We start from the raw sequence: 22,494 nt of genomic DNA on the forward strand, positions 1-22,494 counted from the left end.
CTCAGCTAAGCCAGGCGCGAATGTTCACGGCCATGGTTTCTGTAGAAATACCGTAGCGATCATGCAAGGTGGGCAGCGCACCGGCATCCAGGAAAGCATCTGGCAGAGCAATCTGCCGGAATTCTGGGTGAACTCGCGCTTTCAACAATGCGAGGGCAACCGCCTCACCCAATCCACCCACAGTGCTGTGGTTCTCGGCCACGATTACAAGCCTGCCACTGCGACGACATTCTTCAATGATCGTCGCCTCGTCCAACGGTTTGATTGTCGGTACATGAAGCACCGCAACGTCCGCGCTGCCGTCTCCCAGAAGCTCAGCAACTTCCAAAGCGCGCATAGTCATGATGCCGCTAGAAATAATCAGAACGTCCTTACCGTCTCTGAGCAGCTTTGCTTTCCCGAGCTCAAAGCGATAGTCATACTGATCGAGTACCAGAGGAACCTTACCCCGTAACAAGCGCATATAAACCGGCCCGTTGTAGGCTGCAATTGCCGACACGGCCTGGGCCGTATCCAAAGCATCGCAAGGATCAATCACAGTGAGGCCTGGAACGGCGCGCATCAGGGCAAGATCATCTGTCGCTTGGTGGCTTGGCCCGTAGCCGGTGGTCAGGCCGGGCAGTGCAGCGCAAATCTTCACGTTCAGGTTTTCTTCTGCGATCACCTGGTGAATAAAGTCGTAAGCCCGACGTGTTGCGAATACAGCGTAAGTGGTCGCGAAAGGAACGAGACCTTCCTTCGCCATGCCACCAGCTGCAGCCATCAGCAACTGCTCAGCCATACCCATCTGGAAGTGACGTTCTGGGAATTCCCGAGCAAAAATATGCAGATCGGTGTACTTGGACAGGTCAGCCGTCATACCAACGATACGGGAGTCCTGTTGCGCAGCGGCGACCAGTGCGTGCCCGAAGGGCGCTGCTTCGGTACGTTGCCCCTCGCTGGCAATCGAGGCGATCATGGCAGAGGTGGTCAGACGTGGTTTGTTGTTAGTGTCGGCGCCCATTTTAGAAGCTCCCCTTCTCATAGTTAGCGTCAAGAACCTTAACCGCGGCTTGCCACTCGTCTTGGTCAACACGGATGAAGTGGTTCTTCTCGCGGGTTTCGAGGAAATCGACACCTTTACCCATGAGGGTATCGAACAGGATAACGCGTGGCTTCTCCTCCTTCAGCGACATGGCATTTTCGAAAGCCGTGATGACCGAAGTCAGGTCATTGCCATCGACGCGCTGGACGCTCCAACCAAAAGCTTCCCACTTGTCGACCAGAGGCTCGAACTCGAGAATCTCGTGAGAGTTACCGTCCGCCTGCTGCTTGTTGAGATCCACCAACGCAATAAGGTTGCTGAGTTTGTGGTGAGAGGCCGACAGCGCCGCTTCCCATGTCGAACCTTCATCCAACTCGCCATCGGACATTGAGTTGAAGACCCAGGCCGGATTGTTTTTCAGGCGCAGTCCCAACGCCATGCCGACGCCAATAGGCAAACCCTGGCCCAAGGAGCCACCAGACATTTCCATGCCTGGGGTATAGGTAGCCATGCCAGACATGGGAAGTCGGCTGTCGTCCGAGCCGTAGGTTTCCAACTCACTTTCGGGAATGATTTCGGCTTCGAGCAATGCGGCATAAAGGGCAATTGCGTAATGGCCATGAGAGAGCAAGAATCGGTCGCGGTTTTCCCAATGTGGGTCGGACGGACGAATCTTCATTGCATGGCAGTAAGCGACGGCGAGCACATCGGCCCATCCTAACGCTTGGCCAACATATCCCTGACCTTGGACTTCGCCCATACGCAGCGCAAAGCGGCGGATTCGCCATGCGTGATGTGCGACGCGCTGAAGCGTGGAAGCCGCTTCGGCATCTTGAGGAATTATTGTCATTATGGTTCCTGCCTGTTTGTTGAAATCGGCGACTGATTAGTGGAATAAATTCATCAGTCCAACCCAAACAGAAGCTATCATCGGAACCAAAGACCACACAAAGGATCCTTTTGCACCCATGAATGAAGAAATTTCATTAATAGCCCACCTTCGAAGGGTTCCACTTGCTTCGCTGCGGGTCTTCGAAGCTGCCGGCAGGAGCGGCTCTTTTGTTCAGGCTGCGAAGGAGCTTGGGTTGTCTGCAAGTGCCGTCAGCCACTCGATCAAAAAGCTGGAGGACCTCATTGAAATCCAACTGTTTGAGCGCACAACAAGAGAGGTAAACCTGACAGTGAAAGGTCGTGCCTTGATGGAGTACATTCAGCGCGGGCTTGAGGAAATGCACCGAGGCTTAGCGTTGATCAAAAGCGATGAGCCTCGCCCGCTGCGCCTGCATACCGCGCCTAGTTTTGGAATCCAATGGTTGATGCCGAGGCTTGCACGATTCGTGGCGAACCACCCCGACGTGGATCTAAGGTTCTCCGCCAGTACGGATTACGCTCAGTTTGAAAACGATGATTTTGATCTGGATGTGGTGTACGGCGAGCCGCGCTCCACTCTCAACGAGAAAGTGCCTCTCGCCGTCGAGCATCTGACACCGCTTTGTAGCCCCGAGGTAGCTAAACAACTGACCAGCGCTCAAGCCCTGTATGAGCACCGTCTCATTCAATGCGATGTTCAAATGCTTCAATGGAAGGGCTGGTTTGAAGCCAACCACCTGGTCGCTCCACAGCACTATGCACTGCGCTTCGACCGCAGCAATATGGCTATCGCCGCAGCAGTGAACGGGATGGGGGTAGTACTGGAGTCAACGCTATTGGCGCAGAACGAGCTACGGTCAGGCACGTTGGTAGCCCCTCTGCGGGAAGCAACGCACGACATCCAATATGTCGGCCACTATCTGGTTTATCCCAAGCGACGCACACGGCATCCAGCAGTTGAAACCTTTAAAAAATGGTTGTTAGACGAGCTTGGTCTCTCGCAAAAAAGTTGAATCCAGTCATCCCTATGGTGGATGTCTGCCACCGGCTACCCGTTCGAGAGCTATCAAAGCCCCCCACTGTCAGGCACCAAGTTTGCCCCCAACACGCCGGCAATCGCACAGCGTTCGTCGTTGTCGGAGCTGTCACCGCTGATACCGATAGCACCGATGACCTCCCCTGCTCCGTTACGTACCAGTACCCCGCCGGGCACCGGAATCATGTTGCCGCCGGCCAGGTCACTCAAGGCATTGAAGAAGGCCGGTAGCGCGGCCGCACGACGCGAAAGTTCGCGGCCGCCAAAACCCATGCCGAGCACCGATGCGGCCTTGCCCGAGGCGATCTGCGGACGCAGCAGGCTGGCGCGCTCTTCGCGTTTAAGCGCCAGCAGGTGACCGCCGGCATCCAGTACCGCAACACAAAGTGGCTGCAAGGCTAACCGCCGGCCCTCTGCCAGCGCCGTGTCGACCATCTGCGACGCCAGTTCCAGGGTGAGCTTATTCATGCCGGCCTACCTCCTGCTCAGCTGCAGGTGCGCTGCGCTTGCCCATTTTCATGGCCCGTTGCCGGGTGTGAAGTTCGGCCCATTTCACCGTATTGAAGTCACTGACCTTGTAGGGATCGTATCCCGGTACCTGGGGCTCCACGCATTGCCCGCCAAGGTACACGCCGCATATGCGCTCGCGTTCCTGAAGAATCGAGACGTTCTCCAGTGGTGAGCCATCGACGCGGATAAAGTCGGCGCGACGGCCCACCTCGATGGCGCCCACCTGCTGTGACACGGGCATCATCCGCGCCGCAACCGAGGTTGCCGCGCGCAGCGCCTGGGCCGGGCTGAAACCCAACCAGTCGACAAAAATCTCGATTTCCCGGGCGTGCCATTCACCGTAGGGGGTGATGGCGAAACCGCTGTCACTGCCGGTCATGAACGGCACGCCGGCTTCCCGGGCGCGGCGCAAGTTGCGACAACCCACCTCGATCACACGGCGCTGCATGGCCGCGTAACCGCAGCGGGTCGAAGGCTCGTAATCCTCGGCAAACTCGACGTTGTTGGCGAGCATAGTGAACGTCGGTGCCAGGTGACTACCCGATTCGAGCATCGCCTCGATGCAGGCGTCGTCGAGGAAAAACCCGTGGAAGATCACGTCCGCCCCCGCCTTCGCCGCATACAGCACCGCTTCGCGGCCATAGGCATGCACGGCGACCTTTTTCCCGAGGCGGTGGATTTCCTCGACCATGGCGCGGGTCTCGTCCTGGGTGAACGCGGCGATGTGTTCCCCGTTGGAACGCATATGCGGGCCGTCCATGGCGATCTTGATCAGGTCCACGCCATCCTTGGCCTGGCGACGGATTTCCGCGATCTGCTCGTCGCGGGTAGCGCACAGACGACCGGAGAAATATTCAGGCGTACCGACCCAACTGGGGAACCAGTCGTTCAGGCTCTGCCGGTTGGCGATCACATTGCTGCTGGCGGCGATGCGTGGGCCGGTGAACATGCCGGCATTGATAGCGTTGCGTACGGCAATGCTGCACTGCCCGGCGTCACCCGGCACCACCACCGAGGTGTAGCCGGCGGCCAGTACATGCTGGGTGAAAAACAGACCGCGCAAGGCGCGAAATTCCGGCGAGACGTGCAGGTCGATGTCTTCCTCGCTCTTGGCATTGCCGAACACCAGATGGGTGTGGACATCCACCAGGCCGGGCATGACGAAGTGTCCGCCAGTGTCGATCACGCTTTCGCCAGGCAATGGCTGCGGGGCGCTTTGGCGAGGGCCGACATGGGTAAACACTCCCTTTTCGATGATCAGCACCTGGTCGTGCCGGGCCTGGTCCTCAAGGCCAGTAAAGAGGGTTTGGCAGTGAACGTGGAGTCTGGGCATGGCGGTCTGTCCTGTTGTTGTCATGCCGACACGGTATTGGCCAGCCGATGCCTGAGGAAATGAAGTTTGCTGCTGGCCGACCATGACAGAAATTGATAGCCGCCGTCGTCAGCCCGCCACCTCGATCAACAACTGGCGCAGCCAGACCAGCGCCGGGTCACTGTCCTGATAGGCGTGCCATTGCATCACCTGCAAAGTGGCGGGAATGGCCAGCGGTGGTGGCAGCAGGCGCAGAGGAAAGCGCTGCGCGTAGAGGTGCGCCAGGCGACTGTGCAGGGTCGATATGCAGGGGCCGCCAACGATAAATTCCGGTATCAACCCGAACTGGTCTACCGCCACCGCCACCCGCCGCGCCAGCCCCTGGCTGGCGATAAATTCCGCTTCCATGCTGCCCAGGGCGCCTGGGCCGGTCTCGCGAACGACATGTGGCGCTGCCAGGTAGTGCTCCAGCGTGAGGCCGTCCGCCAGGGCACAGTTATCTCTACAAGCAATGACGCTGAAGCTGTCTTCGAACAACGGTTGCTGCGGATGACGCGCCGAGCCATGGGCAAGCGGCAAAATCACCAGGTCGCAGTGCCGGTGCTCCAGGGCCTCATCCACCAGGCTGCCCGGCTCGGCACCCCGTAGCGGCACCAGCGTGAGAAGTTGCAAGTCGACCTGGGGCGCGAGGCTGGCCAAGCGTCGCCTCAATGTCGGCATGAGTACCGCGATCACATAATCCGACGCAATGATGCGAAATATACGGCGCGCCGCTCCCGGGTCGAAGTTTGCGTTGGCGAAGGCAATGCCCCGCGCGCTTTCCAGTACCTGATCGATACGTGGGTGCAGCGACTGCATCAGCGCCGTGGGCAGCATGGCGCCGCCCACGAGGACAAACAGCGGATCGTCGAAATGCTCCCGCAGGCGACCCAGGGCCGCGCTGACCGCTGACTGGGTCAGGTGCAGGCGCACCGCGGCGCGCGTGACATGCTGCTCGACGAACAAGGCGTCCAGAACCACCAGCAGGTTCAGGTCTAGTCCATGGAAGCGCATGCAACAGCCTCATCGCTTGCCTGAGGACCACCCTCCTCCAGCCATACGTTTCCCGAAACGTCGACCTTTACCATTAGTGCTTGCAGTGACTGGCCCTGGCAGGGGCCGAGCACGCAGAAGCCGTTGTCGGGCTGAAACAGCGCGCCATGAGCAAAGCAGACGATGTGCCGGCCATCGCCAGACATAAAGCGGTCCTTGCGATACTGCATGGCCACGTCCAGGTGCGGGCACAGATTTCGATAGACACGCACCTGGCCACGCCAGCGCAACGCAAGCACGGTGTCACGCCCCTGGCACCAGGGGTCGAATCCACGGGCAAGGCCTTCCTCCAACTGGTCGTCGTGGCAAAGCAATGTCAGATCCTGGGGCACGGAGACCTCGATAACTCAGGGGGTGAGCGCGTAAACACCGGAACAGCCGCCACGGCCAGCGGTTTCAGATCGGTTCGGCGGTCAACTTGAGCATTGCTTTGGTCAGACCGATGCGATCGAACGTCGCGTCGCGGGCCATCTCACGCTCCCCGGCCATGATCGAGTTTTCGCTGATGTACTTGCAGCGCTCAAAGCGGCGCGTCATGAAACGCTCAAGCCGCTCCTCCACCGAACCGCTGCCGCTCAGTTCCAGGCTCAGCACCAGCGCATCCTCGATGGCCATCCCGGCGCCCTGCCCCAGATGCGGGGTGGTTGCATGGGCCGCGTCGCCAATCAGCAGAACACGACCTTTGAACCAGGGTTCGTTGACGAACACCACTTCCATAGGTTTGTAGACCACCTGGCTGCTGTCGGTGATCTGCTCACGCAGCTCGCCCACCAGGCCTGCGATCTTGCTGATGCGGTCACGCATCAGTTCGGCCAACTGTGCCGGCTCATAGCGGGGGTTACCCGGCTCGTGGGAGGTGGAGAACATGTACATCAGGTCGTCGGAGAGCGGTACCAGACCGGCGTTGCCCTCAGCGCCGACATAGCTCGCCAGATGATCAATGGAAGGATGTCGAGGAAAGTTGTAGCGCCACACCGCCTGCCCGGTGAAACGCGGCTTGTACGTGTCACCGAAGAGCATGCTGCGAATCTTCGAATACACGCCGTCGGCGCCCACTACCAAGTCATAGCGACCCGCGCTGCCATCGGTGAAGCTCACATCCACGCCGGTCGCATCCTGTTGGAAGGATTCTACCGACAAGCCAAGGCGCACCTGAGTGCCAAGGTCGATCGCAGTGGTGCTCAGTACCTGGTGCAGAGACAGGCGCGAGATACCGACGTTGGCGGGATATTCCGGGCCAGCCAGGCGCTGACCCGGGATGCGTACCAGGGCATTGCCCTGCAGATCGTAGATGCCAACGTCCTCGAAGGCGTAGGCCACTTCGAGGTAGCCGTCGAGCACGCCGAGGCGGGCCATCTCTCGCACCACGTTGCTCTGCTGAATGATGCCGACGCCATAGACGGTCCACTCGGACTTGATTTCCACTAGGTCCACCGCGACGCCCTGGCGGCGCAATGCGATGGCCGCGCAGAGGCCCCCAATCCCGCCGCCGACTACGAGTACCTTGCTGATATCGCTGCTCATGGATGAATCCTTGTTCTTGTTGTGGGAGCGCAGGGGCGATCGCGAGCGTGATGACCCGTGCATAAACAGTGTTTTGACCGGGACCACGCCAGCGCGGCTGGGTAGCACAACAACAGAGAGGCCCTTGGGAGCACAGGCTAGGAAGGCAGGAACAATTTGACTAATCGTTAGTCGGGATGCAGGGTATCGCGAAAATAAATACAACAAGAGATGCCCGTGATGCGCTTCAACCACCTGGATCTGAACCTCCTGGTGGCGCTGGATGTACTGCTCGAAGAGCAGAACATCACCCGTGCCGCCGCCCGCCTGCACATGACCCAATCGGCCACCAGCGGTGTTCTCGGCCGCCTGCGGACCTACTTCGAAGATGACCTGCTGGTGCAGGTGGGCCGCAAGATGATGCCCACCCCGCTGGCGAAGGAACTGGCACTGCCGGTTCGCGACGTACTGCTGAAAATCCAGACCTCTATCACCGCCAAACCGGTGCACGACATCTGCGGGAGTAAACGACACTTCCGCATCATGGCCTCGGACTACCTGATCAGCGTGCTGTTCGCCGAGGTGATCCGCGAGATCAACCACGAAGCCCCGAACATCACCTTCGAACTCATCAGCCCCGGCCAGACCGCCACGGAAATGCTCATGCGTGGCGAAGTGGACCTGATGATCGCGCCAGAGCACTACATCGTTAAGGAACACCCCTCACAGCTCTTGTTCGACGAACAGCACGTGTGCGTGGTGTGCGCCGAAAACCACAGCATCGGCGAGCGCCTGACGCTGGAGCGCTACCTTGAACTGGGGCATGTCGGCGTCGCCTTCGGGCGCAATCGCACGCCCGGCATCGAGGAGTGGTTCATGAGCCAGTACGGCTGCAAACGCCGCGTTGAAGTCATCACCCACGACTTCAACACCTTGCCGCAACTGGTCATCGGCACTCAGCGCATCGCCACCATGCACAGCCGCCTGGCACGGCTTTATGCACGCAACCTGCCGCTGCGCATCCTGCCGCCGCCGGTCGAGCTGCCCGCCATGCAGGAGTACATGAGTTGGCACCGCAGCCTGGATCGTGACCCCATGCTGCGCTGGCTGCGGGAACAGCTGGTGGATATGGTCAACCGCCCAGAGTCCGCTATTACCGTTTGAGCCCTCGGCATCCTGCCGCGTACATGCTGGGCCATGGCTGCCGTAACCGCACCACGCCAGGTATCGCGTAATCCGATAGCTGGCATCCGAACAAGCGATTTGTTCAATCCCTCACCCCATGCGAGCTTGCGCAAGCTGCCCCAAGGGCGGCCGACGCCCGCGCCACTGCCTGATGCGGGAGTGTTCACACCGGGTCGCCCCTCATGAACCCTGCCGATCTGCTAACAGCGCCGAGGGCGATAGCCCTGGCTATGCAGGGTCGATGGCGGCCAGGACCAGAAGAAGGAAAACAACAATATGTTCCGCTATTTCCCCAGCAACTACGTTTGGAACCTCTCGGTGAACCTCGCGATCGAGATGGGCGCGCGCATCGGCGAAATCGTCGAAATGTGCGAACCGCTGCAGGAAGCCGCCAAGCAACCTGACGCCGCCGGAACCCGCGCCTTTCGAGAAACCTGGTCGAAGACGGCCGACAAGCTCTGCGACCTAGCCCGCGAGGACGAAGAGAAAGGCCGCCTGCTCTCGGCCGGCGAAAAATACAACCGTGCCGCCACTTACTACCTCACGGGTGAACGCCTGCAAGCTCACGGCGCCCCCGGTCGCATGGAGCTTTACCAGCGCTTCCTCGACACCTTCGCCCGCGGCATCGCGCTCACCGGCGAGAACTGCGAGCGGGTCGAGATCCCCTACGAGGGCAACGTAATTTCCGGGCTGTTCGTGCGCGCCGAAGGTGTACAGGGGCCCGCACCGCTGCTGCTGCAACTCAACGGCCTGGATTCCACGAAAGAAATGAAATACCGGGTTGGCCTGCCGGCCTGGCTCGCCAAGCGGGGCGTGTCATCGCTGGTGATCGACCAGCCGGGCACCGGCGAAGCACTGCGCCTGCACGACCTGAAAGCCCGTTATGATGCCGAGCATTGGGGCAGCCGCGTGTTCGACTGGCTGGAAACCCGTGAGGATGTGAACGCCAAGCGCATCGGCTGTGAAGGCGTGTCACTGGGCGGCTACTACTGCCCTCGTGTGGTGGCTTTTGAACCGCGCTTTGCCTGCGGTGTGGTGTGGGGCGCCAACCACGACTGGCGCGACGTGCAAAAGCGCCGCCTGGAACGTGAAGGCAGCTTCCCGGTGCCGCATTACTGGGAGCACGTGCGCTGGGTCTGGGGCGGCAAGAACATCGACGAATTCATGACCATCGCCGAAAACGTCCACCTGGACGGCGTGGTGGAGCGGATCAAGGTGCCGTTCCTGGTCACCCATGGCGAGCAGGACTCACAGATCCCGCTCAAATGGGCCCACCGCACCTACGAACAACTGATCAATAGCCCCAAGCGCGAACTGAAGATCTTCACCCCGCGCGAAGGTGGTGTGCAGCACTCAAGCTTCGACAACTCCATCAACGCCGGCCACTACATCGCCGACTGGGTCGCCGAAAACCTCGGCGGTCGTACCGCCTGATAAACGAGACGAGAAACCGACCATGAAGATCATCGGACCTGATTACCTTGTGTTCGGCGTCGACAACGTCGACGCCTGCGTGCAATACCTCACCGACTACGGTTTGAAGCCGGGCAAGCTGGACGAAGCCGGCGGCTACCTCGAAGCCCTGGACGGCACCGGCATCGAAATTCGCCACCGCGACGACCCGCGTCTGCCCAAGGCCATGGAGACCGCCAACACCCTGCGCGAAACCGTTTACGGCGTAGCCGACGAAGCCACCCTGCAGGCCATCGAGGCTGAACTCTCCAAGGACCGCACCGTGGTGCGCGGGGAAGACGGCGTGTTGCGCGCAGTGGATGACATGGGCTTCGCCCTGGGCTTTCGCATCACCTTGCGCCGCCCCTTGGCAATGCCCGGTGAAATCAACAACGCCCCCGGTGCCGAGCTGAGCCGTGCGATCAACTCACTGGGCGCCAGCGACGACATGCCGGCGTTGCCACGCAGCCTGTCACACGTGGTCTATTTCGTGCCTGACCACGCCAAGGCAGAAGCGTTCTACACCCGCCTGGGTTTTGTCTGCACCGACCGCTTCGTCGACACCGGCCCCTTCCTGCGCCCGGCAGGCACCCAGGATCACCACACCCTGTTCCTGATCCAGACGCCGCCGTTCATGAAAGGCATCGAACACTTCACCTTCCACATGGGCGGCCCAACCGAAGTAATGATTGCCGGTACCCGCTTCGTCGAGAAAGGCTATGAGTCGTTCTGGGGGCCGGGGCGTCACCAACTGGGGTCCAACTGGTTCTGGTACTTCAACAGCCCCATGGGCTGCCACGTGGAATACGATGCCGACATGGACCTGCATGACGAGCGCTGGACCGCGCGGGTTGCACCGCCCGGCGCCGATAACTCGCAGTACTTCCTCTTCCACTACCAGGAAAAATGGGCCCCTGGCGGCCCGCCACCCAAGCATTGAGGGTGGGTTGCTCCACGGACGCTAAAGCGCCGTGAGCGGGTCACCCCGATACCCTGGGGCGACCCGCTCTTCGTCTTCCGGCAACCGGTTGGCGAGGCGTCATTCAGACTGCTTGTAATACCCTACCGCCACGAGCAGGTTGCCGGTCTTGCGCAGCAGCGCATATTTGCCTTCCACCTTGCCGGTGACCGGGTTTTTCCACCGGTAATCGTATCCACCCTCCTTGCGATTTTTCATCAGCGCCAGGATTGGCTCGCCCACCGGCTTGCCATCCGGGTCGCGAACCTGGGTGAGTTTCACGCCCAGCAGGCGCAAGTTGTAGCCGTGAGCGACATAGCGCTGGGTATCGAGGTTGATGACAAAGACATAAAGATCGTCGTCACGAAAGTTTGGCGACAGCGCATTGATGGCAGCAAGACTTGGCGCCTGAGCGTGCTCCAGTGCCGCGACGGTACGATCCAGCAACTGTGCAGCCCGCTGCTGTGTAGCCCGGGGCAGATAGAGACCAACGGCGATTACCCGGTCACCCACGCGCTGAAAAAACACCCGCTTGCGTTCCGGCCGGCCATCGCGTGCGTTCATCCAGCAGTACTCGGCAACCCGCACCTCCCCTTCTTCGCCGCTCAGTGCCTGATGAAAGCCTTCGCGCAGTTCCGGCTCAAGGGCTGCGCTGACGTCACGCCCGATCAACACAGCCGACGTGCCACCACTGGCAAGCATGGTGCCGTGGGTGTCGACCACGAACACATAGTGCTCGCCATCGATGAACGCCCCCTGGCGGCTGAAGGCGGCGAAGGCCGCATCACCTCGCAGCCGATAGTAGTCGACGGCCTGCTGCAGCAGGCGCCGGGCATTGTGCTCCTCATCAGCCATTACAGTGTTGGAAGCGATCAGGAGCGCGAGTGCGCCCCACAGCATAGGAAGCACGCGCATGGATTCACTCCGGGTATGTGTAGGTTGTTGGCGGGGTATGGCGAAGAGTGCGAAAACCCAAGCAACCGACGACGATCAGCCTGCGCCTCATGGTGCCTTTGCTACAGGCGGCGCAACCACACCGACCCGGCCGGCGTAGTCTTGCCAGGCCTGCCTCAAGCGTTGCGTGGTGTCCGGCTGGCTGGCGGAGAGATCATGTTGCTCGCCTCGATCACGCGACAGATCGAACAGCTGCCAACGCAAAGGGGGCTGGGGCTGGCCCGGCATGCTCCAGGGCACCAGGCCAAGGAGTTTCAGGTTGCCTTCGCGGTAATAGCGGCTGCCAAACAGCTCACCGGCCAATACCGGCTCAGCACGGCCTTTGCCTTCGAGCATCGACAGCATGGAGTGGCCGGTGATGGGATGCTTGGGCTGGCCCTGGTAGTGGACACCAGGGTCCGGCAGGCCTGCCAGCTCGAGGAAGGTCGGCGCCAGGTCATCGACCCGTGCCACGCCACGCTCCAGCCCTTGGCGACGCAGGCTGGCCGGTAAATGAACGATGGCCGGCACGCTGATACCGCCTTCGGCGGTGCTGCCCTTGAACAGCCGCAGGGGCGCCGCGCTCACCTCCGCCCAACGCGGCCCGTAGTCGATCTGCGAACCGCGGCGACCGAGATTTTCCAGGCGGTTGTCGGTGTTCGGTCCGGCGGGATAGTACAGCTCGTGACGTTCGCCAGCGGGGCCGTTGTCGGACATGAAAACGATCAAGGTATTGTCCAGCTGGCCACTTGTGCGCAGGTAGCCCAGCAGGCGTCCGATGTTGTGGTCGAGGTTGTCCACCATCGCGGCGTAGATCTCCATCTTGCGCGCCTCGATGCGCTTGCGCTGCGGGTCCAATTGGTCCCAGCCAGGCAGCTGCGCGGTGACCGGAAGGGGCGCGGCGCTGTGGAAGTCGGCGGGCAGCAGTCCTTTCTCTTTCATGCGTTCGATGCGCGCCTGGCGTACCGCGTCGTAGCCGCCGTCGTAGCGGCCGCGGTATTTATCCAGGTACGCCTGCGGTGCCTGCAACGGCCAGTGTGGCGAGGTGTACGCCGCATACGCGAAGAAGGGTTTGCCGCTGCCCTGCCCCGCCTTCAGGTACGCCAGCAACTTGTCGGTATAGAAGTCGGTGGAATAGAAGTCGTCCGGCAGCTCCACCGGCTTGCCGTTCTCGCGGTAGTTGAGTTTCTCGATCTTTGCGGTCGCCCCAGGGGCGGGCTTGAAGTGGACCCCGCCGCCTTCGAGCAAGGTGAAGGACTGCTCGAAGCCACGACGGTCCGGGCCCTGCTCCGGGGCCAGGCCCAAGTGCCACTTGCCGACCATGCTGGTACGGTAGCCACCATCACGCAGCAGCCCGGCAATGGAGTGGGCCTGTTGGTTGAGATAGCCCTCGTAGCCTGGCTTGCCGCGCTGGAACGGCTGCATCCCTTCGGCCATGGTACCCAGCCCGGCCAAGTGATTGTCGGTGCCGGACATCAGCATGGAGCGGGTCGGCGAACAGGTCGGCGCGGCGTACATGTTGGTCAATTGCAGACCGCTTGCAGCCAGGTGGTCAAGGCTCGGCGTGGCGATTTCACCACCGAAGGCGCCGAGGTCGGAGTAGCCCAGGTCATCGGCCACGATCAGCAGGATATTGGGACGCTCGGCGGCGCCGGCGAACACTGGCGCAAGGCACGCCAAGGCCACCAGCAGTATGCGCAATCGCATGGGGGTTGCTCCTGTTCTTATTCTTCGAAAATGGCCACGGCGCGGACGAAGCCGGCCGAGGCGTGTTTGATCTTATAAGGGAAGCAGGACACCAAAAAGCCGCTGGCCGGCAGGCTGTCAAGGTTGGCCAGCTTCTCCATCTGGCCGTAGCCAATGTCGCGCCCGGCCTTGTGACCCTCCCAAATGATCGACGCGTCGCCACTCTCGGCGAAGCGCTCGCGGGTGTACTTGAATGGCGCGTCCCAGCTCCAGGCGTCGGTGCCCACGACTCGCACGCCGCGCTCCAACAGGTAGATGGTGGCTTCACGGCCCATGCCGACCCCCGCTTCCAGATACCCCGGCTGGCCGAACAGGCTGCCTGCACGGGTGTTCACCAGCACGATGTCCAGCGGTTGCAACTCATGACCGATACGCGCCAGTTCTGCTTGCACCTCGGCGCCGGTTACCACATGGCCATCGGGCAAGTGGCGAAAGTCCAGCTTCACGCCTGCTTGCAGGCACCACTCCAGCGGCAGTTCATCGATACCGAACGCCGGCTTGCCGCCGTCGGTGGTGGACGCGTAGTGCCAGGGCGCATCCATGTGGGTGCCACTATGGGTGGTGATCGACAGACGCTCCGCCGCCCACGACTCGTGCCCCGGCATCTGGTCGAGGGACAGGCCAGGGAACATCGCGGCCATTTCCGGCCAACCCTGCTGGTGATCCATGTAGTCGATCTTGGGCAGCAGCGGCGGCGGGTCGGTGTAGGGGTTGTTGTCCAACGTTACCGAGAGGTCGACGAGGCGGCGTTTACGGGCAAGGGTCATGGCAGCAGGTCTCAAAGGGTTTGCAGTGACGCGCGCACACGGCGCGGGCGTTGGCTCAGGTTAAGGGCGTTGCGCACCAGGGCTTGGGCAGAGCCATCGTGATGAAAGCCCAGGGCACGCGATTGCGGGGTGCGCAAAGGCGGATAGCGGCCGAACAATGCCTCCAGATCCGCTTGCGGCTGATAGCTCACCAAGGCGCGACGGTCGTCGCCGAAGGCCTCGGCCAGGGCCTCGACCACTTGGTCCATGGCCAGGTGCAGCACTGGTAACTGCCACACCCGCTGAGGGCCGGGGTCTTGCAGTTCAGTGGCATGCAGCAGGTTGTCGACGCAGCAACGCGCCGACATCCACCAGGCGGTGGCCTGCCGCGACACCGGGCAGCAATAGTGCTCTCCGGCGGCAAGTGCGTGCATCAGGTCGCTCATGAAGGCCGAACGCAAGCCGTTCGGCTCGCGGCGCCGGGCGACGATGCCCGGTAGCCGCAGTGCGCGGCCATCCACCTCGCCACGGCGGGCGAGGTCATTGATCTGGGTTTCCACCATGACCTTGTGCGCGCCATAAGACAGCGCCGGACGCGGCATCCACTGCTCGTCCATGCGTGCCGGCAGTTGCGTGCCATACACGGCCACGCTGCTGGCGTAGACCAACACCGGTGGCCGCGCAGCGTTGCGCAGTTGGTCGAGCAGTTCCAGGGTCGCCAGCAGGTTCACCTGCTGGCCCAAGGCGTAGTGCTCCTCGGCTGCGCCGCCAGGGATGCTCACCAGGTGGAACACGACGTCCACGCCATCGGCCAAGGCACGGCGCAGCAGGGTCGGCTCTGTGATGCTGCCGGCGAGCAAGCGCAGGCGCGGGTCGCAAGCAAAACCCTCCAGTTGCTGGTCCAGCAACACCAGCGCCTCCAGCGGCTGGCCGCGCAGTTGGCCCTTGTCCAGCAGTTGTTGCACCAGCAAGCGCCCAAGGAAACCGGCAGCCCCGGTAATCATCACACGCATGGCGGGGCTGCCTGGACTACCTGCTGGTCGATGGCACCGAACAACGTCGTACCATCCGTGTTGCGCGCTTCCATGCGAATGCGGTGACCGAACTGCAGGAAGCCGGTGCGCGGCGCGCCGTGTTCGATCATTTCAATGGCGCGACGCTCTGAAATACACGCCGACCCCACGCTGCGGTCGGCATTGGAAACGGTGCCGGAGCCGATCACGCTACCGGCGCCGAGGCGACGGGTCAGCGCGGCATGGGCGATCAACTGGTGGAAGCCGAAGTGCATGGCGCCGCCATGCGGGTGGCCGAACCATTCACCGTTCCACTCCACCTTCAGCGGCAGGTGCACGCGACCATCGCGCCAGGCATCGCCCAGCTCGTCCGGGGTAACCGCCACCGGGGCGAAGCTGGAGGAGGATTTGGCCTGGACGAAGCCGAAGCCGGTCTTCATTTCCCGTGGTGCCAACGCCCGCAGGCTGACGTCGTTGACCTGCAGTACCAGGCGAATATGCGCCAGTGCCTGCTCGGCCGTGCACCCCATGGGCACCTCGTCCACCAGCACGGCGAACTCACCTTCGAAGTCGATGCCGTGGGCCTCGCTGGGCAGCGCAATGTCCTGCCGCGCGCCAAGGAAGTCGTCGCCGGCACCCTGGTACATCAGTGGCGTGGACCCGACGCCTTCAATGGGCGCGAGGTTGAATGCGCGCTGCATCAGCTCGCCGTGGCTGAGGAAGCACGAGCCGTCCAACCATTGCCAGGCACGCGGCAACGGCGCCATCACGCGGCTGGGGTCGAAGTCGAAGGTGCCTGCGAAATCACCTTGGTTGAGCGCGTCGTAGCGGCCGCGCAAGTCGGCTTCCACGCTCGGCCAGTGATCCACGGCCGCTTGCAACGTGGGAGCGATATCGGCGGCGTCCACCGCACGGCTCAAGTCACGGGAAACCAGGATCAGCCGGCCGTCGCGGCTGCCGTCATCGAGTGTGGCAAGTTTCATCGCAGCATCTCCTTGAGTTCGGGGGCGTAGCGGCCGTCGAGCAGGATGAAGACCATCCGCGCCATGGCTTCGGTGCGGTTGCTCCAGGCGTGGTTGGTGCCGCGCTGGACCACGATGTCGCCGCGCTTGAGGTGGACTTCTTCGCCATCAAGCACCAGCCATACCTCACCCTCGGTGACGATGCCGTAGTCGAGGGTTTCAGTGCGGTGCATGAGTTTGTGCCTGGAGTCCGCCTTGCCCGTGCCTGCATGGGCCTGGCCGATCTCGGCGAAGGCTGCGGCTGCGTCCTCGGCGCTGACCTGGTTTTGCACGCTGTCCGGCGGAATATCCACCACACGGATGACGCTGCCCAAGGCGCCGGGGGACAGTTGCAGGGGCTTGTCGGTTGGGTCGGCGCCATTGTCCAGCAGCGCCGGGCTGATGCTGCTGTTCCAGACCTCATAGAACAGGGTGCCGGGCACCGCCTTGAGCGGGAAGTTGTTGGGCGTCGGGCCTGCCAGGGTGACCACGGCCTGGCCCTCGCTGTCGTGGCCGGTGACCACGCGTTGGAACGGGGGAAGTGCTTGCATGAAAACTCCTTTCAATCAATTGCCGTCACGAGGGGACCATCGTCGACGGTCAGGACCTGTCCGCTGATAAAAGCGGCTACTTAGAGAATGCGGCAGCCCTGCTCGAAGGACAGGCGCGGCCCGGACGGGCGTAGGCCCGAGTCGTCGCCGTAGCCCAGGCTGCAGAGAAAGTTGCTGCGCCAGCGCCCATCGGGGAAGAACGCGGCATCCACCTCGGCATTGTCGAAGCCCGACATGGGCCCGCAATCCAGCCCCAGGGCGCGGGCCGCGAGAATCAGGTAAGCGCCTTGCAGGCTGCTGTTGCGCAGCGCCGCGACGAAGGCCGCCTGAGGGTTGTCGCGGTAGACGGCACCGGCGTCGTAGATCGGAAACAGCTCGGGCAGCAGCTCGAAGAAGCGACTGTCCCAGGCGACGATAGCGGTCACCGGGGCCTGCAGCATTTTTTCGCCGTTGTGGCCTTTGAGGGCCGGCAGCAACTTGCGCTTGGCCTGCGGGCTGCACACGAAGACAAATCGCGCCGGGCAGCAGTTATTGCTGGTCGGACCTTGGCGCACAGCATGGTACAGCTGCTGCAGCAGTGCATCCGGCACCTCGCGGTCGAGCCAGTGGTTGTGCGAGCGCGCGCGCAGGAACAGTTGGTCGAGAGCGGCGTTTTCCAGGGATGGGGGCATGGCTACCTCTAGAGGTGATCAGGCGTGGTGGCAGCGCCAACGCCGCGCGAACGGAAACACTTCGCCAGCACCAGGCAGGCGAGCGCCAGCAGCAACTGGGCGAGGGCCACCACGGTCAGGGCGCCAGGCAATTGGGCGACAACGCCGCCATTGAGGCCCAGCACCACCAGGGGGCTGATGAACTCGCCGGCGAACAGGGCCGCGGTGAAGCCTCCGGTGGCGCGGCCACGCTGGGTGAAATCGACCTGCCTCATTACCCAGGTGATCAGCGTCGGCAGCATCAAGCCGATGCCCAGGCCATTGATCAGCACCGCAACGACCACCAGCGCTGGGTTGTCGGTGGTGGCCATCAGCAACCCACCGACGCCGGCGGTGGCGAACGCCAGCAACAGCAGGTGTTGCCGGCGCTGGCCGCTGAGCAGGCGAAAGCTCAATGCACCGGCCAGCACGCCGAGCTGGTTGGCGCCCATGGTCATGCCGATCTGCTGGGGCGAATCGACGTGCAGCAGGGTGAGCAGAAAGCCGGCTTGCACCGGTACGATGAACAAGCTGATGCCCGCCAGTACGGTAAGCAGGTACAACGGCGCGAGCCTGCGCCACGGGAAGTCTTCAGCCTTGCCAGGCAACGCCGCGGTTTCAGCGACCTTCGGCTCCCAGAGCAGCATTGCCATCAGCGGCAGGAGCAGCAGGCCTGCGCCGTAGAGCACGAAAGGCAGCCGCCAGTCGTTTTGCCCAAGTGCGCCGCCCAAGGCGATGAACACTGCCGCCGACAGCGAAGTGGCGACCATCTGCAGGGCAAACAGGCGCTCGCGACGCGCGCCCTGGTAGTAGTCACCCATCAACGTGGTGCAGCAGGTCATGATGCCGGCTTCCGCCAGTCCCAGGCCTGCGCGGCTGATGACGATGCCCTGCAGCGACTCCAGCCACAGCGGCAGCAGGCCGCAGAGGCTGTAAAGCACCATCGAGGCCAGCAACAGCGGCTTGCGCCCCAGGCGGTCGGCGATGACACCGGCAAACGGCGCCAGCAGCGCGATCACCAACGCCGGAATGGTCAGGCTGATGGGCACCAGCACTGCGGCGCCGGGTGTATCGGCAAAATGCGCCTGCATGCGCGGCAATACCGGTGCCAGCAGCACCGCGCCCAGCACCGGCAAACAGCTGCCGAACAGCAGCAACAGCGATTGCGGCAGACCCGCCTGGCGCTCAGTGCTCATTGCAGTGCACCTCCATGGCAGTCCGTAGGCCGCTTGGCAGTGCGCACCAGTAGGCTTGCAAGGTCTCGATCAGTGGTGTCATACCCATGTGCTCTTGTTGTTGTCGGGGCGAAGGTCAGCGGGTGGCGGTATCCAGTATCAGTGGGCGGCCAGTGGCGGCGGCCCTGGCGGGCTGTGTGTCAGCGACTGGCTCGGCGGCGACAACTGCATCGCTGCGGCGGGTCGCTGGTAACAGGAAATAGGCGAGCGCTGGCAACAGCAGCAGGGCGCCGACCATGTTCCAGACGAACATGAAGGCCAGCAGCACACCCATGTCGGCCTGGAACTTGATGGGCGAGAAGATCCAGGTGCCGACGCCGATGGCCAGGGTTACGCCGGTGAGCATCACCACCTTGCCGGTGGAGACCAGCGCGCGGTAATAGGCATCGGAAAGGCTGGCGCCCTGGCGCAGGTGGCCGAGCATGATGCTCATCACATACAGCGCGTAGTCGACGCCAATGCCCACACCCAGGGCGATCACCGGCAAGGTGGCTACCTTGACACCGATGCCCAGCCAGACCATCAACGCCTCGCAGAGAATGGAGGTAAGCATCAGCGGAATCACCGCGCAGAGGGTGGCGCGCCAGGAGCGGAAGGTGATCAGACACAGCAAAATCACCGCGCCGTAGACCCAGAAGAGCATCTCGCGATTGGCCTCCTTGACCACGATGTTGGTGGCGGCCTCGATTCCGGCGTTACCGGCAGCCAGCTGGAATTTGACTTCGTCGGTGTCGTTGGCTGCGGCGAAGGCTTCGACGTGCTCCACCAGCCGGGTCAGCGTTTGCGCCTTGTGGTCGGAGAGGTAGACATAGAGCGTGAGCAAGTTGCACGACTCGTTGTACAGGCCGCGCGGCGCGCTGGCGGTGATCATGTTGAGCATCGCCTGGTTGTTCTGCAGTTCGTACCACTTCGGGCTGCCTTCGGAGAGACCCACCAGCATCCGACGGTTGAGCAGCGCCAGCGAGTTGGTCGAGTCCACGCCCGGTAGGCTGCGCAGTTGCCAGTCCAGCTCATCCACCTTGCGCAGGATGTCGTAGCGTGCACAGTCGCTGTTTGGAGTGCGCACCATGATCGCGAAAAGATCGCTGCTGGCCCCGTAACTGCGGGTCATGAAGGCATCGTCCAGGTTGTAGCGCGAGTCGGCGCGCAGCTCAGGGGCCCCGGCGTCCAGGTCGCCGATGGCCAGGTTCAGGCTTACCATGAAGCCGAGCACCGCCATCACCAGGCTGACAGCCACGCAGACGGCGGCCCAGGGCTTGCGGGTGAACAGGTCAAGGAAGCGCCAGAATGCATGACGCACCTGGCCACCCTCCTCGGCCCGCTCGCTTCTGAGGCTCAACGCAGCGGCGCGAGGACTGACGCCGACATAGGAGAGCAGCACCGGTAGCAGGATCAGGTTGGTGAAGATCAGCACGGCCACACCGATGCTGGCGATGATCGCCAGGTCCTGGATCACCTGGATCTGGATGAGCATCAACACGGCAAAGCCCACGGCGTCGCACAGCAGCGCGGTGAGGCCTGCGAGGAACAGGCGGCGGAAGGTGAAGCGCGCAGCCACCACGCGGTGCATGCCGCGACCGATGTCCTGCATGATGCCGTTCATTTTCTGCGCGCCGTGGCTCATGCCGATGGCGAACACCAGGAACGGCACCAGCACCGAGTAGGGGTCCAGTTCGTAGCCCAGCAGGGGCAGCAGGCCAAGCTGCCAGACCACCGCCACCAGCGAGCAGAACACCACCAGCACGGTACTGCGCACACAGCGCGTGTAACCGTAGAGCACCACCGTGGTGATCAGGATGGCGACAGCGAAGAACAGCAGGATCTGCTCCAGGCCTTCGATCAGGTCACCCACTTTTTTGGCGAAGCCGGTGATGTGGATATCGACGCTGTCGCTCTGGTACTTCGCCCGCAGTGTCTCCAGGTGATCGGACAACACCCGGTAGTCCAGCGGCTTGCCATCAGGCGTGAGCGCCATCAGCGGCACATAGATGATGCTGGAGCGCTGGTCGAAGGCGACCAACTGGCCAATCTCGTTGGACAACTGCACGTTGCGCCGCAGCTCGCCCAGCGATGCTGGACTGCCATCGTACTCATCAGGAATCACCGGGCCGCCGTCCAGCCCCTCTTCGGTCACCGATACCCAACGGGTAGCAGGCGTCCACAGCGATTTCATGTAGGCACGGTCAACACCCGGCAACAGGTAGATCTGGTCGCTCAGCGCCTGCAGGGTACGCAGGTAGTCGGCGTCGTAGATATCACCGTGGCGGTTGGCGACGGCGATACGCACCGCATTGCCGATTCCGGACAATTCCTTCTGGTTGTCCAGGTAGTTGGCGATGTAGGGGTGCCCGGTGGGGATCATCTTCTCGAAGCTGGCATTGAGCTCCAGGCGGGCCGACTGCCAGCCGAGCAGCACGGTGGTCAGCAGGCACAGCAACAGGACCCAGTGACGATGATTGAACAGGGCGCGTTCGATCAGCGATCCGGAGCTAGGATCGAAGGTATCGGACGCGGAGGACAGTGTTTGGCGAGCGGAATTCATTGACTCACTCCGAAGCGGAAACGGTGGACTGTGGCAGGCGCGAAAGCCCGGAGAACCCCACAGCAACGAGGCTGCCGTCGGCGGCCTGGACGATGCCTGAAACCGGTTTGCGCAATGATTCGGAGACCGGGGTAAAGCCCGAGGGGGCGCTTGCAAACAAACCGCCCGCCTGGTTGGCCAGCAGCACGCGACCATCGTTCAGGACACTGGCATCGCTGAAGGACACCGGTGCCAGTGTCGGCAACGCTTCGGCGCGCTCGGCACCGGGCGCCAGCACAAACGCGTGGCCTTTGAGCCCGCCAATGAGCAGCGCACCGTCGCCACGACTGGCCAGGGTGAACAGCGTGCCGGCGTAGGGGCTGTCCATCTGTTCGAAGTTTTCGCCATCCAGCGACCGCGCCAGGTAGCCCTGCTCGCCGGCCAGCACCAGGGCATTACCCTGGTGCGCCACGGCATACAGGTGCAGACCCATCGGGTTGTCGATCTGGCCCATCGCTGAATGCCAGCTCGCGCCACCGTCATCGCTGCGTAAGGCCAGGCCATAGGCACCGACCACCAGCACATGCTTCGTGTCACGGGCTGCCAGCGCCAGGAGCGGCTTGTCGGGCCCTTCAGCGAGCAGGCGTTCGGCGGTTTGTATGCGTACTTGCGCCACTTCGTCATTGGCCTGGGTCGACAGCGCGCTTTGCGCTGCCTGCAATTCAAGCTGCGCTGCACGCAGGCCATCGAGCTGAAGTCGCCAGCTTTCGCCACCGTCGCCAGTCCTCAGTACCACACCGCCATGGCCCACGGCCCAGCCGACATTGGTATCGGCAAACTGCACTGCGGTGAGCCCCACCGATACCGGCACGCTGGCTTGACGCCAATGCTCGCCGTTGTCATCGGACAGCAGGATCAGGCCGCGCTCACCGACCGCCACCAGGCGCTGGCCCGCCAAAGCCAGGGCAGTGAAAACTCTGCGCTGAGGGTTGGCAACCTTGGCCGCCGGGCTCTGTAGGACGTCGCCGACCACTAGCCCTTGAGCCAGGCAATAAGGCGTAAAAGGCACAAGGAGGGCCAACAACAGGCCGCTCAACTGACGCAGTGTGTTCATATC

General features: G+C 62.5%; 21 protein-coding genes. 4 read left to right on the plus strand and 17 right to left on the minus strand.

Annotation, left to right across the window (positions count from 1 at the left end):
- Nucleotide 1: 1 nt before the first annotated feature.
- Together ABVN19_RS10675 and ABVN19_RS10680 are read right to left on the minus strand one after the other, a co-directional pair.
- Nucleotides 2–1,003: a transketolase C-terminal domain-containing protein gene (locus ABVN19_RS10675; protein WP_105642444.1), complete on the minus strand. Its 1,002-nt coding sequence runs from the start codon at nt 1,001–1,003 to the stop codon at nt 2–4.
- A 1-nt stretch (nt 1,004) separates the two neighbouring features.
- A complete protein-coding gene (locus ABVN19_RS10680) occupies nt 1,005–1,874 on the minus strand; it encodes a transketolase (RefSeq protein ID WP_105642445.1) in 870 nt (289 codons plus the stop codon).
- 118 nt (nt 1,875–1,992) lie between these two features.
- Here ABVN19_RS10680 and ABVN19_RS10685 point away from each other — a divergent pair, with 118 nt between their 5' ends.
- Nucleotides 1,993–2,907: a LysR substrate-binding domain-containing protein gene (locus ABVN19_RS10685; protein ID WP_256585918.1), complete on the plus strand. Its 915-nt coding sequence runs from the start codon at nt 1,993–1,995 to the stop codon at nt 2,905–2,907.
- A gap of 53 nt (nt 2,908–2,960) precedes the next feature.
- Here the strand turns inward: ABVN19_RS10685 and ABVN19_RS10690 are convergent, their stop codons facing one another.
- The 5 genes from ABVN19_RS10690 to ABVN19_RS10710 all read right to left on the minus strand — a co-directional run bounded on the left by ABVN19_RS10690 (nt 2,961) and on the right by ABVN19_RS10710 (nt 7,368).
- On the minus strand, nt 2,961–3,398 hold the full coding sequence (locus ABVN19_RS10690) for a heme-binding protein (protein WP_105642446.1): 438 nt from the start codon (nt 3,396–3,398) through the stop codon (nt 2,961–2,963).
- Nucleotides 3,391–4,773: an amidohydrolase family protein gene (locus ABVN19_RS10695; RefSeq protein WP_105642447.1), complete on the minus strand. Its 1,383-nt coding sequence runs from the start codon at nt 4,771–4,773 to the stop codon at nt 3,391–3,393. Before ABVN19_RS10695 ends, ABVN19_RS10690 begins: the two co-directional genes overlap by 8 nt.
- Nucleotides 4,774–4,881: 108 nt before the next feature.
- Nucleotides 4,882–5,805, minus strand: a complete 924-nt coding sequence (locus ABVN19_RS10700) for a LysR family transcriptional regulator (RefSeq protein ID WP_105642448.1) — start codon at nt 5,803–5,805, stop codon at nt 4,882–4,884.
- On the minus strand, nt 5,787–6,176 hold the full coding sequence (locus tag ABVN19_RS10705; RefSeq protein ID WP_105642449.1) for a Rieske 2Fe-2S domain-containing protein: 390 nt from the start codon (nt 6,174–6,176) through the stop codon (nt 5,787–5,789). The genes ABVN19_RS10700 and ABVN19_RS10705 overlap by 19 nt, the downstream gene beginning before the upstream one ends.
- A 64-nt stretch (nt 6,177–6,240) precedes the next feature.
- Nucleotides 6,241–7,368: an FAD-dependent oxidoreductase gene (locus ABVN19_RS10710; protein WP_105642450.1), complete on the minus strand. Its 1,128-nt coding sequence runs from the start codon at nt 7,366–7,368 to the stop codon at nt 6,241–6,243.
- 219 nt (nt 7,369–7,587) lie between these two features.
- Here ABVN19_RS10710 and ABVN19_RS10715 point away from each other — a divergent pair, with 219 nt between their 5' ends.
- The 3 genes from ABVN19_RS10715 to ABVN19_RS10725 all read left to right on the plus strand — a co-directional run bounded on the left by ABVN19_RS10715 (nt 7,588) and on the right by ABVN19_RS10725 (nt 10,924).
- Nucleotides 7,588–8,511, plus strand: a complete 924-nt coding sequence (locus tag ABVN19_RS10715) for a LysR family transcriptional regulator (RefSeq protein WP_105642451.1) — start codon at nt 7,588–7,590, stop codon at nt 8,509–8,511.
- A gap of 297 nt (nt 8,512–8,808) precedes the next feature.
- Nucleotides 8,809–9,966, plus strand: a complete 1,158-nt coding sequence (locus ABVN19_RS10720; RefSeq protein ID WP_105642452.1) for a prolyl oligopeptidase family serine peptidase — start codon at nt 8,809–8,811, stop codon at nt 9,964–9,966.
- A gap of 22 nt (nt 9,967–9,988) precedes the next feature.
- Nucleotides 9,989–10,924: a VOC family protein gene (locus ABVN19_RS10725; RefSeq protein WP_105642453.1), complete on the plus strand. Its 936-nt coding sequence runs from the start codon at nt 9,989–9,991 to the stop codon at nt 10,922–10,924.
- A 99-nt stretch (nt 10,925–11,023) separates the two neighbouring features.
- Here the strand turns inward: ABVN19_RS10725 and ABVN19_RS10730 are convergent, their stop codons facing one another.
- From ABVN19_RS10730 to ABVN19_RS10775, 10 genes are all read right to left on the minus strand, one after another.
- Nucleotides 11,024–11,857, minus strand: coding sequence for a cache domain-containing protein (locus ABVN19_RS10730; protein ID WP_105642454.1), 834 nt, complete (start codon nt 11,855–11,857; stop codon nt 11,024–11,026).
- An 87-nt stretch (nt 11,858–11,944) separates the two neighbouring features.
- Nucleotides 11,945–13,582 carry an arylsulfatase gene (locus tag ABVN19_RS10735; protein ID WP_105642455.1) on the minus strand — a complete coding sequence of 546 codons (1,638 nt, stop codon included), beginning with the start codon at nt 13,580–13,582 and terminating at the stop codon, nt 11,945–11,947.
- 17 nt (nt 13,583–13,599) lie between these two features.
- The gene (locus tag ABVN19_RS10740; protein WP_105642456.1) at nt 13,600–14,388 is read right to left on the minus strand and encodes a cyclase family protein; all 789 of its coding nucleotides are present in this window, start codon (nt 14,386–14,388) and stop codon (nt 13,600–13,602) included.
- Nucleotides 14,389–14,399: 11 nt separating this feature from the next.
- Nucleotides 14,400–15,380: an NAD-dependent epimerase/dehydratase family protein gene (locus tag ABVN19_RS10745; RefSeq protein ID WP_105642457.1), complete on the minus strand. Its 981-nt coding sequence runs from the start codon at nt 15,378–15,380 to the stop codon at nt 14,400–14,402.
- Nucleotides 15,371–16,363 carry a fumarylacetoacetate hydrolase family protein gene (locus ABVN19_RS10750; protein ID WP_105642458.1) on the minus strand — a complete coding sequence of 331 codons (993 nt, stop codon included), beginning with the start codon at nt 16,361–16,363 and terminating at the stop codon, nt 15,371–15,373. The genes ABVN19_RS10745 and ABVN19_RS10750 overlap by 10 nt, the downstream gene beginning before the upstream one ends.
- The gene (locus ABVN19_RS10755; RefSeq protein ID WP_105642459.1) at nt 16,360–16,932 is read right to left on the minus strand and encodes a cupin domain-containing protein; all 573 of its coding nucleotides are present in this window, start codon (nt 16,930–16,932) and stop codon (nt 16,360–16,362) included. The genes ABVN19_RS10750 and ABVN19_RS10755 overlap by 4 nt, the downstream gene beginning before the upstream one ends.
- An 80-nt stretch (nt 16,933–17,012) precedes the next feature.
- Nucleotides 17,013–17,603 (minus strand): malonic semialdehyde reductase, encoded by a 591-nt coding sequence (locus tag ABVN19_RS10760; protein ID WP_105642460.1) that lies wholly within the window; start codon nt 17,601–17,603, stop codon nt 17,013–17,015.
- A gap of 8 nt (nt 17,604–17,611) precedes the next feature.
- Complete coding sequence (locus ABVN19_RS10765; protein ID WP_105642461.1) at nt 17,612–18,817, minus strand: MFS transporter; 1,206 nt, start codon at nt 18,815–18,817, stop codon at nt 17,612–17,614.
- Between the two features lie 115 nt (nt 18,818–18,932).
- Complete coding sequence (locus ABVN19_RS10770; protein WP_105642462.1) at nt 18,933–21,398, minus strand: MMPL family transporter; 2,466 nt, start codon at nt 21,396–21,398, stop codon at nt 18,933–18,935.
- Between the two features lie 4 nt (nt 21,399–21,402).
- Nucleotides 21,403–22,491: a BNR domain-containing protein gene (locus ABVN19_RS10775; protein ID WP_105642463.1), complete on the minus strand. Its 1,089-nt coding sequence runs from the start codon at nt 22,489–22,491 to the stop codon at nt 21,403–21,405.
- Nucleotides 22,492–22,494 lie beyond the last annotated feature (3 nt).

It is taken from the genome of Pseudomonas vranovensis, assembly GCF_040438935.1.
GTDB lineage: Bacteria > Pseudomonadota > Gammaproteobacteria > Pseudomonadales > Pseudomonadaceae > Aquipseudomonas > Aquipseudomonas vranovensis.